The organism is Natronolimnobius sp. AArcel1, from assembly GCF_011043775.1.
Lineage (GTDB): Archaea > Halobacteriota > Halobacteria > Halobacteriales > Natrialbaceae > Natronolimnobius.
In genome coordinates, this window is record NZ_JAAKXY010000006.1 from 299,969 (window position 1) to 311,693 (window position 11,725).

Consider the following 11,725-nt stretch of genomic DNA (forward strand, 5'->3'; position numbering starts at 1 on the left):
GTGTGAGTGACTTCATGACGAGAAACGCGTCGACAATCGCCGCGGCTATGGGTGTCGGCGTCGTCTGCGGGCGTATGAAACAGGCCATCGTCGCCCGAACCGACATCGGCATGGGACAGGGAAAACTTGCCGCACAGGTTGCACACGCATCCCTCTCTGCATACGAGAAGGCAGATAGCCAGCTTCGAAGCCAGTGGAAACAAGGCGGCCAGAAGAAGGTTGTTCTCAAAGGAACCAGCGAACGCCAACTGCACGAACTCTCCGAAATCGCCGATAGCAAGGGCGTCCCGAACGCTCTAATCCGTGACGCCGGCCACACCCAACTCGAGCCCGGCACTGTCACGGCACTGGCCGTCGGCCCCGCGTCGGACGACCGCGTCGACAGTATCACGGGCGAACTGTCCCTCTTTTGAATTCGGCGGTCGACTCTCTGTAGTCGTGATACTGGGACAGACTCTCAGCTCGAGCGACGCCTCTCGAGTCGCAGTTCGACAAAAAGGCATGCGTCCCTCTCAGGTGCTGCGGCGGCGGGGAGTGCATTTGTCATTGCCCGGCGGAGGTGGGCTATGGCGAACCCCCCTCCACAGACTCGCCGCGCACTTCTTGCAGCAACTGGCACGACTCTCGTCGGGGTCACAGGAGCCACTGCAATTGCTGGCGCATCCGGCGCCGAGGGCGAGGAATCGACAGTCGATGTCGAGCAATCAACATCGTCGACATCGTCTCCGTCCGTCCGCGTTCCGTCGACCTCCACGAATAACGGCATCGTGATCCAGTTCCGAGACTGCTCTCGCGTCCGGATTTTCGGTAATCCGTTTGCAGCCGATCTCGTAAGCGTGTTTGGCGGCTACTACGATGCAGACGGCGACTGGCAAGATATTGTCTATGACGCTGAAGCCGACCTCCCGATGCGGATCGACCTCAACGAGGAGTTCGGCGAACACGCAGCAAGCGACGTGGTCACCGGCGGTGTCGATGTCTTCGAACAGGACGACGACGGGCCGAGTCAACTCCATTCGGCACAGCCGCCCGAAGACTGGGACTGTATCGACTCCCTCGAGCAGCCGTAACCTGCCTCGAGCGCTCGAGCATTGGTCCGTCGACCGGCTATCGTTCGCGGCGACAGTGACCGCGAGAACGAACCGATTTATCCCCGGCAGTCAAAGCCACGCCCAGTATGCGCCCGGCCCACCCCACAGAGCAGGCTGTCGGCATGGAGTATTACGTCAGCGACACCGACGGCGTCGGCGGTCATCTCCGCGAGGACGACGAGGAGTTTCGTGTTCGCGAACTCGAGCGCTTCGACACTGAGCCGGTCGATGCGCCGACGGACGCCTATCCGTATCTCGTGTTCCGAGCGACGCTGCGAGGCTGGGATACGAACGACTTCGCCTCGCGAATCTCCGACGCGTTAGGAATCTCCCGCGAGCGGGTCAACTGGGCTGGCACAAAAGACAAGTACGCCGTAACGACGCAGCTATTTTCGGTCTACGGCGCTGACCTGTCGGACCTGCCCGATGTCAACGGCGCGGAGTTAGAGGTCCTCGGCCGAGCAGGGCGAAATCTCGAGTTCGGTGACCTCGCGGGCAACGCGTTCACGCTCGTGGTTAGCGATCCCGAAACTCCGGACAACGCGCCGGCGATCACCGAGGAACTCCAGGACTTCGGCGGGCTCGAGACTGCAGATGATGACGAGCCGACGCCGATCGGTGTTCCTAACTTCTTCGGCCAGCAGCGATTCGGGAGCCGCCGACCGATCACCCACGAGGTCGGTCTCGAGATCGTCCGCGGCGACTGGAAGGGCGCGGTCATGGCGTATCTTGGGCGGCCGACGGATGCCGAACCCGAGAGCACACAGGACGCCCGAACGTTCGTCGAGGTAACCGAAGACTGGCAGGAAGCTCTCGAGCGATTCCCGAATCGGCTGCGCTACGAGCGGTCGATGCTCCACGGCCTCGCCGAGTGCGATGGCGAGCCCGAACCCGATGACTTCCGGGCTGCCCTCGAGCGTGTTCCCTCGAACCTGCAGCGGCTGTTCGTCCACGCCGCCCAGTCGTACGCGTTCAACCAGATGCTCAGCACACGCCTCGAGCGCGGGCTTCCGTTCAACCGCCCGGTCGCAGGCGATGTCGTCTGTTTTGCAGATAGTAATGCGCCTGACGAACTCGAGCTTCCTGACCCCGACCGACTGCAGCGTGTCGACGACCGGCGCGTCGACTCGGTGACGCGCCACTGCGAGCGCGGGCGGGCGTTCGTCACCGCGCCGCTGGTTGGGACCGACACGGAGCTCGCAGACGGCGAACAGGGCGAGATCGAACGAGAGGTACTTGCGGATCTCGACCTCGAGCCAGGCGACTTCGACCTGCCGGGAGAGTTCTACTCGAGCGGGACGCGACGGGCGATTCTCGTTCGGACGGACCTCGAGGTTGGCCTCGAGCCGCTGTCGCTGTCGTTTGCGCTGCCGAAGGGGTCCTACGCAACGGTGGTCGCGCGGGAGTTCCTGAAAGTCGATCCGGTTGATCTGGGTTGAGTCGGCCGTCAGTACCGTCTCCCACTCGCGTCTCGAACAGCAATTTCCACAAGACATATATCAGCAGACTAAACACATCGGGTGATGGACTCGAGACTGCTGCTCGTTGTCGCGCTTCTTGTCGCCGTGCTCTTACCGGGGAGTCTCTTCATCGGGGATTTCTACCTCCAACCGGGGGCGACGGAGTCGTATGCGGTCACGCACGAATCGAGCGATGCCTTCGACCAGGTGTTCATCGATACCGACCTCGAGCAAGCGGATGCGACCCCGGCGAGTGAGTTACCGTCCGACACCGAAGCGGCGTTCAATGAGTTAGCGGCTGCAACCGGCCCTGACGAGGAGGGGTGGGTAGAAACCAGTATTACAGTCTGTCCCGAGACGTACGTCGTTTGTAACGCGTACGGGGAGACTGATTTCCCACCGGATGCAGCCGAAGACTTCGCTGGGGCTACGAGCAATAGGTACTCCCTGATCGAAACGGCTGACGACGAACAGTACATCGTGGAACGACAGTACGGCGGCGGCATCGGCTTTTTCGGGCTGTTCATCTGGCCCCCCATCTTCGTGACGTTCCTCTTCTACGGCATCGCCCTCGCGAACATGGCGATTCGCTATCGCAGGAAACACCCCGTCACCGTCCAGGCTACGACCGCAATCGGACTGCTCGTCCTCCTCGCCCCTCATCTGCTCTTACTGGTCGGGCGCAGTCCAGACGGGCTCTTTTTCTTCGCGGTCCCGACTCTCCTGATCGGACTGGCCGGCGCTGTGGTGGGTATCACGACCAACCGTCCCGTTGCCTGACTCGTATCGAGAAAACGGTTCGTAACTCGAGGCGCTCCGACTGTTCACCGGTTGGCTGCAGTGGGTGCCCGTGGCAGATAGAGGGTTATCTCGTTCCCGCGATTTGCGTCCTCAGATCGCGAAAAGTCGACCCAGCCGTTCGAGAGGTCGACGACCCAGTAGACGAGCCACAGTCCCAGTCCCGAAGTGTGATAGACGTCGGTCATCTCCCACTCGCCAGTGAGGACACGGAACTCGAGTTCAGGAATCGGTGGGCAGTCGTCTTGGACAGTGATCGCGACGGTGTCGTCCCCGGTTGGCTCAATGGCTACTGTCACCTCGGGGTCGTCGCTCGGGGCATGTTCGACCGCGTTCTCGAGGAGTTCACGGATCGCTGCCTTGAGTTCGGTGATGGTTATCGCAAGCGCGGACTCTGGCAACTCGGTCTCGATCGATGCCGTGTACGACGCCCGCGTCTGCTCGATTGCATCGCTGACGATAGACACGGTATCCGCGGCTGACCGGACGGGTGCATGTGCCAGTAAATCGATGATCTGGCGTTGCTTGCTTGCGCTCTCGAGCAGTTGCTCACCATGTTCGCAGATGACGTCTGTGTATTGTGAGACAGTTTCCGGCTCGAGTGTTGGAACGGATGCATCAGCGTCGTCCGTCGTTGCACGCGTGAGTTGTTCAGCCATTCCAAGAATCACGCACATATCGTTGCGGAGGTTGTGGCGCAAGAGCGTATCCATCACGACGAGTTGGCGTTTGCGCCGGCGTCGGTCGGTAATGTCGCGGGTGAAACCAACGATTCGCGTGACTTCCCCATCCGAGAGAATCGGCTCGGCACGGACCCAGACCCAGCGGTCGTAATCATGATCGGGGTTCACGCGGTACTCAACGCCCGCCGGCTTCCCCGTCGAGAGCCGTCGCATCGTCTCTCTGACGGCCGCACGATCGTCCGGGTGAATCGCGTCTATAAACGACGACGGATCCGCCTCAAGTGCAGCAATTGACTGGCCGTAAATCTCCTCGTAGGCAGGATTGACAAAGAGGAGCTCCTCCCAATCGCCAGTAAACAGCCACAGCACATCGCCAGTCGTCTGTGTAATCGCCTCGAGGCGCTCGCGGGCTTGCTGGCGATCCTGTTCGGCAACAACCTGCGCAGAGATATCCCGCGAACTTACCACGTAGTGCCCACCGGACGCGTCAGTCTCGAGATCAGAATCGAACTGCGGAGTCATATCGACGCTCGAGACACGACTCTCGAGCCACGTCCACTCGCCGGTCGCGGTTCGGTGGCGATACCGAATTGGATTTGGCTGCTCCGGCTCCGTCTCGACGATGCGCTCGAATCGCTGCCTGGCCGTCACAACGTCGTCATCGTGGATGTACTCGAAGACGTTCTCGCCGATGAGCGCCGTTGGCTCGATGCCAAGTATATCTGTACTCGCCTCGTTGACGTAAACGTATCTCCCAGTCTCGTCGATTACCGCGATCTTGTCCTGGGCGTACTCGAGTAAGGTTTGTGCCCACTCGTCATCGGCCATCGGTTGAACACATCATTCTTCGTGTATAATGGTTATAAATATGCTGCCGTCAGTGCTCGCTGTGGGTTCAGTATAGTCACGACTGATGAGAGAACCCCATCGATAAAAGAACCGCTAGTTTGGTGTCATCGCCCTCTCACAGCCACCCGGGCTGGGAACTGGCGAGTCGGGTATGTTACTCTGTCGCGACGTCTTCTTCGTCGACGTCGACGGCAGTCGCTTCCTCTTCGGCGACTTCCTCGGGGTGTGCCTCGAGGGTCGTCTTCTGAATCTCGACGCGGCGAAGCGGGTAGATCGTCTTGGCTTCGCCGTAGATGCCCGAGGAGAGGCGGCCTTCGACGACGCTGTCGATCAGCTCTTCGAAGGTGCGGTCGGCTGCAGCCTCTTCGATCATCTCGACCATCTGGTTGCGGATGGCTTTCTCCTGGCTCGCGTCTGCCTTTTTCGTCGTGAAGGCGACGGGCTGGATCTGGACGCGGTAGTCATCCGTTGTGAGGACGGTAACGTAGGCCTCGATCTTCGAGGCACCGCGTCGGACCAGCGAACGCAGGTAGTCACGGGTCAGGGAGTGTTCCTTGAACTCCGTGTACGCCGAGTCGCTGCCGACGTCGTTGATCTTGAAAGTCAGCTTGGTATTGTTCTCGCTGGCGTTGTTGTTGAGTTCGCCAAGCGTGGTCTCGATGGTTCGACCGTAGACTTTCTCCGGTTCGTCAGCGGGGGTCTCGCCAAGCTCCTGCCGGTCGAACTGCTCCGGTGCGAGCACGGTGTACCACCGCTTCTCCTGTTTTGCGCGTGAAACTGAACGTTCACTCATTGGTTGTAGTGTTAGTGTTGTAATCTGCATCGGACGCTCGCCCGCGTCCGTCGGTTGAATCAACTGTCCCACTTACTCCTCGGTCGAGTACCTCGAGGGCAACCTCGAGGTTGACCACGTAGTCGTCGGCCGTCGCCTGGAGTCCGCTGGTCGAGTCGCGTTGGATGGTTGTGGCGAGCGTATCGCCGTCGACAACCGTCTCCATCTCGTCCGTATTGTCCGGACGCAGCGCTCGTGCGAGTCGTTCCGGGGTGTCGTGTACCGTCCGAATCGTCGCGCTTGCTCGTCGACTCATTGGTACTCCCTCACTGTCTCGATGATCGTCGCCTCATCTACGCTGGAGTCGTACTGCAGGTAGCCACGCCGCCCATCGGCGCGTCCGTCGTACGCGACAGACACGCCAGTGGCATCCTCGAGATCGCGTGCAATGCCCTCGAGCGGGACCATTGCGTCGCCTCGAGCCGAAAGCGCGGCCTCCCCAGTCGCGAGACTGAGGACGAGTGGCTCCGGCGAGCGATAGGCTGTCGCCACCTCGGCGACTGCCTCGACAGGGCCGTCGTCGGTGTCGATGACGACTAATCCGTCGTATCGCCCGGTACTGGCCGTCTCGAGTGCCTCGTGGGTGGCGTTGCCGTACTCGCGCCAGGCGTCGAGCGCCGGCGCGCGGGCCTCGTGACCCATCGCAAGCGCCGCGCCAGTTCCCGGCTCCGTTCGGGCCGTTGCCTGGAGAACGTCGGCGTAGCCGCCAACGGTCTCGAAGGGACCCTCGGGTGTCGCGTACGGCTTCAGCACGCGTTGGACAGACTCGGCTGCGACGTCAGTCGCTTCCTCGGTGCTGACTGCATCGAGTGCTACGATCGAGCCGATTGCTCGGTGATCGTCCGCCTCGAGGCCGCCATCAGTGTCGACAGCCTCGAGAGTGGATTGTCCAATCGCCTCCGAAAGCGTCTCACGCGTCGCTTCGGCGTTGCCAGACCACGGGGCAGCCACTCGTGTCGAGTGTGCCAGCCCGTCAACGGGGTCTGCGGTCGGCACCGCAACACCCGGTCGGCGCTCGAGAAGTCCGCGTTCTCGAGCCGTCTCGACGAGCCACTCGCTTTCTCCGGCTCCTGGCTCAACGCCAGCAGCAACGAGACCTGCGAGTGCGAGGACCAGATCCGGCGTCTCGCCGAGTTCACGAACGTGATCGACAGCGGCCAGCGTGGCCGCCCGATTGTCGGCATCGAGACGCACCGCTTCGGAAGCGTCGGTCGAGCCGATGGCAATCGTCAGATCACCGTCGGCACCGGATGCTGCCTGGACTCGCTCCGTGCGTGTCGCGATCGTGCGGCCGACTGTCACCTGAAACGGCGTTCCGCGCACAGCCAGCGCTCGAGCAATGAGCCCGCTCGCTGCGAGCCCGTCACCGTCCGCTCGCGTGACGAGGCGAACGAAGCTCGCGCTCTCGAGTGCGCTGGCGGTCGTCGAATCGGACGCGGAACGGCCGTCGGTGGACATCGGTCAGTTAGTTCTCTTCGAGGAGTTCGACTGCGACGTCGTAGGAGTACTGGAAGTCAGCCTCGAGTTCGTCGCCACGGTAGTAGGCAACGAGTCGGCGAACCTTCGACTCCGTGTTCTGCAGCGAGCGCTTGTTCTGGTAGTCCTGTGGGTTCTGCTGGACGTGCTCGCGTAGACGCACGGCGCGCTCCATCAGACTCCGCAGGTCCTCAGGAATCTCCGACTGTGCGTCGTTTTCCTCGAGGATCTCGGTGATTTTCTTGCCGGTCGCCAACTTGACGTCCGGGACGGGCGTGCCCGTGACACCTTCGTCACGCAGCTTGATCCCAATCTGGCTGGGTTCGTAGCCCTGCTCTGCCAGTTCGACGACGCGGTCTTCGATCTCGTCGGCGTCGACGTCGCTCCACTCCGGTGGTTCGTCTGCCGTGGGCTTGTCCGAACCGGACGAGCCGCGACGGCGGGTATGCATTCGTGCCATTGGTTGAGGATAGGAATCGCACTGACCGCTGAGTCATACAACAGCCCGCTCTCAACTCGAGGCCGGGCTGCCGGTGCACTTCCGCAATCCCAAGCCACCCAGAATAGCGGGTGACGAAGTCAGATTTGCGGCCGTGCGCTTCCCACCAGCGCTTTCTCCCTGACAGACTAAAGCGTTTCTAGTCACTCGAATCGCTGTCAGGCCGTGTGAGTCACTGACACCGCCGCCTCGAGAGTTTCGAGGGGTTTATCTATCCGCCCGAAAAAGAGAGCAATGCGAACGAGGGCTCGTAGATCAGTGGTAGATCACTCCCTTGGCATGGGAGAGGCCCCGGGTTCAAATCCCGGCGAGTCCACTATTTTGCGGCGCGAACAAACTCATGAGCGCCGCAGATAGTCGTCGAAGACTGGATTTGAAGCCCTACCAGTCGCGCGCAGCGAAAGCGAGCACGTCTGGTTTCGGGTTCAAATCCCGGCGAGTCCACTTCTTTCGGTTCGTTTCACTCACCTCGTTCAGTGCACTCGCCGAACATCGCAAACGCGTCGCGTTTGCTCAATCCCGGCGAGTCCCGGTGGTGCGACCAAACTCGTGAGGCCGCAAATCGTCGTTGAAGATCGAGAGTAACGCACTTCCAGTCGCACACGGGAAACTCGAGTCTGTCTCCCGGCTCCGTTTGTCTGACAACCGATATCGAGAGTCTCACGTGCGACGAACCGACAGTTGCACGCTCGTGCCAGTCAGATGGACCGCCACCGGAGACAGTTGGTGTCCCCAGACTGCTTTGCCTCGAGTGTCGCCATACCTGACCGCCGACGACCGCTCGAGCGTCGGACCCACAGCTATCGGCCCCAGCGAACGACCGCAGTGGAGTGGTTGACCGCCCGTCACTCGAGTGCGGAGACCGCTCTCGAGGGGACAATCGGGCGCGTGGACACCCCTAGCCGTGGACGTCAGTTGTCCCTGGGTCGGAATCTGTGTCTGCTGATGGCTCCTGTGCTGTCTGTCTCGAGGTACCGGGGATTGCTGCGTCATCTGGGAGGACCACGCGGCGTTCGGTGTACTCGAGGCCGTTCGTTCGCTGCGTCGTCCGTCGGACAGCGAGTCGGTTCCGCGAGAGATCGAGGATCGCGTCGATGGTGCGGGAGACGAGTTTCTTCGCGTAGCTCTCGCTGATGCCGGATTCCTGTCTGCGGATCCAGTGTTTGAGATCGCTCGCGGTGACGTACTCGGCGGTGTTCTTACAGCCGTGTTTCCAGGGATTGTCACCGACGCTCGGATCGGTGCGGGCTTGCCAGAGTTTGGCGGCCAATCGCGTCGGAAGGGAGTTTGCTGCCGACCGGCGCATATCGTCGTCCATCTGCGCAAGCTGTTGGATCGGCAGGAGGTCGCCGTAGGCGAGGGAGATGTCACCGCCGCGCTCGAGCGGGTCGGTACTCTCGGGAAGCCGGTAATAGGCGTTTCCGTCGTCCTTCTCGATGCGCTCGAGGCAGCCGTCCGCGACGGAAATCGCGTGTTCATCGACTGAGTCTACACGGAGATGTGCCCCTTTCTCGAGTTCGCGTGACTGGAGTTCGGCGATGCGTTCCTTGTTAGCGGTGGCTTTCTTACATGCCGCATCGGCGAGGCTCTCGAGACGGTCGGTGGTGGTTTCCAGACGCGACGTTTTGGTCTCGAGATCCGCGACGCGTTGGTGGAGGTCATCGACAGTGTCGGTGAGTCGGTCGCGGTCAGCCTCGAGCCGGTCGCGGTCGTCCTCGAGTCGGTCCGTTTTGCGCTCGAGTCGCTGGATGCGCTCGTCTTTGTGCTCGAGTTTGGTTTCGAGTTGCTCGAGGCGTTCGTGAAGCTGCTCGAGGTCGCTGTCACTACGGTCCGGCATAGGTCCCTCCGGTTCGCCCGGGCTGGTTGTCCAGGTGGACAGCGAGGTTCGAAATGGGTTGCCTGCTGGTTTCTCGCCACCCACCATCGTGACGTTCGTTGGTGATCCGGCGCGCGTCGTCACCGTCGGCTGCGTTCGCGTTCGTCGCCGGAAGGTACGTCACGCGCTGACGACGGCCATCCATCGTCGTATACGTGATTATGAGTTCGAACGCGCGGGCGGCACGTGTGTCCCGGCCGCCGTCAGTCGCCAGCCGCGGATCGGCAGCGACGCGCTCGAGGGTGGCGACACAGGGTCGGCAGTAGTAGCCAGCGGGCGTGACGACTGCCTTCCAGTTTGGACAGCCCGGCGTGTCGCAGGAATAGAGTCGGTGGGTTCGGGTGGGACGTGCTCGAGCGCTCGCATTCGAGCGACAGGCGGGCTGGGTGCGGTGGGCGTCGTCACGGGTTGCGCCGCACGCGCAGCGAGCGTCAGAGCTTTTGGATGGCGATGCCTCGTGGCGTGTGTGGGGTGTACTCCCCACGGGAGCTTCGAAGTTCATTCTTGATCACCGGAGCTACCTTCTGGGCGGCGTGCCAGCGCCGCCCGGTCTCACAGACCGACGCGAGTTATCTTCACTCGAGTTGATAGCTCCTTAGTACCATAATCACCCAAGTATTGCATAAATGCAACGGTTAGGTACAACTAACTGATTTAGTCTTGGACAACAGATTCCGTGGCATTACGAACGTCTATGCTGAGATAGGATACAATGCGACTGTCTGGGACGTGGATGACGATCTGGGATGATCGAATTCTCGAGATCATTCGAGCTGAAGATGCAGGTCGGGTTGGCGATCTCGCTGAACGAGATGCGATTCGTATTTCTCAGTCCTCGGTTTCCCGTCGCTGCAAGAAATTAGCTGAAAACAGCCTGCTTCGCCCTCTTGGGAACGGGGTTTACACGATTAGCGACAAAGGAGAAGCGTATCTTGACGGAGAGTACGATGCTGAGAACGACGTCTACTTGAAAAGGAGTAGTTCATGAGACAGTCCAATTGAGACTGAAATCTATGAGTCGTAAATCATTGAATATTGTCTATCTTTGTCTTTTTATATTTTCCTTTCATAATCTTGTCGCCGGTTGGGGTTAATCTGTAGGCAAAGTATCGATCACGGGTGACAAGTCCATGCTGACAGAGAATTTCACATCGGTTTCCGATTCGCTTGTTAGTTGTTGATAAACCAATCTCATTCGGTAATTTAGCTTCCTCACTCTCAGAGAGAGATTTTAAAATTCGATAATCAATTGGTTCCATCCAACCTACGTGATGATGTATGGATTTTGGGTTGATAGCGATTATATAAATAATAGTATTTATGATGAATCTAATCGAAGTATTAATAAAAACCAGTATATTCACTAGGGCTTCTGCTATGATCCCTACTGAATAGACAACAAGAAGTGCTGCCATCATTAGAATTGGGAGCAAAAGAGCAGGTACAGACTCTCTAGATGGGTTCCCATAGACTTGAATTAGCGCATCAAGAAAGCCAGCTACTAAAGCCATAGAAGTTCCTACTAAAAGGATAACTGACAATTTCCAAATTCTTATCAATAATTTATCATTAAAAGAAATAATATCTGGCGAATCTCTAGAATTCCCTCTTGGTTTAGAAATTAGAACACCAAATGATACACAAAGTAATATCGAAAACCAGCCAACGAGTCCCCATCCTATGAATTGACTATTCGTTATTTCTGTGAAAATAGAATTGTCTACATCTACACCAATAAGCAAAACAAGTAACGAGACAAAACCAGACACAAGTATAAGTGATAGTCGATAAACACGCATCAACTGTTCCTGATAATACTCATGGGTACTGTTCTTTTCGCTCACAGACATAATCACAAATAGAGATATATTAAATACTCTGGTAATTGACTGGTATGCTCTGAAAAATGAATTGTATATTAGATAAATATATGTTGTGTTGGGGTGGGGTTTATAGAGAACGATTTCTTACTCATTGGTTGTTGAGTTACCTATATACTTATCTCCCTGAGTAACTCGAATAGTTGATTTGCACCCATATGTTGAGAAACCAACTAGAAAATCCAAAATTTGCTCTTTGACAGGTAATCTCACAGGAATAGGCAGGAAATCTGTGTTGACACATTCACTACCTAAAAGCCAGGAACGTAAAGCCGGTCTCG

General features: G+C 58.7%; 13 protein-coding genes and 1 tRNA gene. 6 read left to right on the forward strand and 8 right to left on the reverse strand.

The genetic code is table 11. The features are described from left to right. Positions 1–74: 74 nt before the first annotated feature. The 4 genes from pth2 (at position 75) to G6M89_RS19165 (ending at position 3,331) form a co-directional block, all read left to right on the forward strand. Complete coding sequence (gene pth2, locus G6M89_RS19150; protein ID WP_165163673.1) at positions 75–413, forward strand: peptidyl-tRNA hydrolase Pth2; 339 nt, start codon at positions 75–77, stop codon at positions 411–413. Between the two features lie 153 nt (positions 414–566). Beyond that, the gene (locus G6M89_RS19155; RefSeq protein WP_165163502.1) at positions 567–1,070 is read left to right on the forward strand and encodes a hypothetical protein; all 504 of its coding nucleotides are present in this window, start codon (positions 567–569) and stop codon (positions 1,068–1,070) included. Between the two features lie 107 nt (positions 1,071–1,177). After that, entirely contained in the window at positions 1,178–2,530 is a 1,353-nt protein-coding gene (truD, locus tag G6M89_RS19160) for a tRNA pseudouridine(13) synthase TruD (protein ID WP_165163503.1), read from the forward strand. Between the two features lie 84 nt (positions 2,531–2,614). Next, positions 2,615–3,331 carry a hypothetical protein gene (locus tag G6M89_RS19165; protein ID WP_165163504.1) on the forward strand — a complete coding sequence of 239 codons (717 nt, stop codon included), beginning with the start codon at positions 2,615–2,617 and terminating at the stop codon, positions 3,329–3,331. 44 nt (positions 3,332–3,375) lie between these two features. Here G6M89_RS19165 and G6M89_RS19170 read toward each other — a convergent pair whose 3' ends face one another. The 5 genes from G6M89_RS19170 to G6M89_RS19190 all read right to left on the reverse strand — a co-directional run bounded on the left by G6M89_RS19170 (position 3,376) and on the right by G6M89_RS19190 (position 7,649). Next, positions 3,376–4,860, reverse strand: coding sequence for a PAS domain S-box protein (locus G6M89_RS19170; protein ID WP_165163505.1), 1,485 nt, complete (start codon positions 4,858–4,860; stop codon positions 3,376–3,378). Positions 4,861–5,035: 175 nt separating this feature from the next. Further along, a complete protein-coding gene (locus tag G6M89_RS19175; protein ID WP_165163506.1) occupies positions 5,036–5,674 on the reverse strand; it encodes a 30S ribosomal protein S3ae in 639 nt (212 codons plus the stop codon). After that, positions 5,667–5,969 carry a KEOPS complex subunit Pcc1 gene (locus G6M89_RS19180; protein ID WP_165163507.1) on the reverse strand — a complete coding sequence of 101 codons (303 nt, stop codon included), beginning with the start codon at positions 5,967–5,969 and terminating at the stop codon, positions 5,667–5,669. The genes G6M89_RS19175 and G6M89_RS19180 overlap by 8 nt, the downstream gene beginning before the upstream one ends. Then, entirely contained in the window at positions 5,966–7,171 is a 1,206-nt protein-coding gene (locus tag G6M89_RS19185; protein ID WP_165163508.1) for an exonuclease, read from the reverse strand. Before G6M89_RS19185 ends, G6M89_RS19180 begins: the two co-directional genes overlap by 4 nt. Positions 7,172–7,178: 7 nt before the next feature. After that, the gene (locus G6M89_RS19190) at positions 7,179–7,649 is read right to left on the reverse strand and encodes a 30S ribosomal protein S15 (protein ID WP_165163509.1); all 471 of its coding nucleotides are present in this window, start codon (positions 7,647–7,649) and stop codon (positions 7,179–7,181) included. 283 nt (positions 7,650–7,932) lie between these two features. On the opposite strand from G6M89_RS19190, the gene G6M89_RS19195 reads away from it, so the two are divergent. Further along, positions 7,933–8,004, forward strand: a tRNA-Ala gene (locus G6M89_RS19195). 582 nt (positions 8,005–8,586) lie between these two features. Here the strand turns inward: G6M89_RS19195 and G6M89_RS19200 are convergent. Together G6M89_RS19200 and G6M89_RS22165 are read right to left on the reverse strand one after the other, a co-directional pair. After that, positions 8,587–9,525, reverse strand: a complete 939-nt coding sequence (locus tag G6M89_RS19200) for a hypothetical protein (RefSeq protein WP_165163510.1) — start codon at positions 9,523–9,525, stop codon at positions 8,587–8,589. Then, a complete protein-coding gene (locus G6M89_RS22165) occupies positions 9,512–10,066 on the reverse strand; it encodes a hypothetical protein (protein WP_206335628.1) in 555 nt (184 codons plus the stop codon). Before G6M89_RS22165 ends, G6M89_RS19200 begins: the two co-directional genes overlap by 14 nt. 210 nt (positions 10,067–10,276) lie before the next feature. Between G6M89_RS22165 and G6M89_RS22455 the strand changes: the two genes are divergently transcribed. After that, positions 10,277–10,552, forward strand: coding sequence for a helix-turn-helix domain-containing protein (locus tag G6M89_RS22455; RefSeq protein ID WP_165163511.1), 276 nt, complete (start codon positions 10,277–10,279; stop codon positions 10,550–10,552). A 37-nt stretch (positions 10,553–10,589) separates the two neighbouring features. On the opposite strand, the gene G6M89_RS19215 is transcribed toward G6M89_RS22455, so the two are convergent. Next, positions 10,590–11,408: a hypothetical protein gene (locus G6M89_RS19215; protein ID WP_165163512.1), complete on the reverse strand. Its 819-nt coding sequence runs from the start codon at positions 11,406–11,408 to the stop codon at positions 10,590–10,592. Positions 11,409–11,725 lie beyond the last annotated feature (317 nt).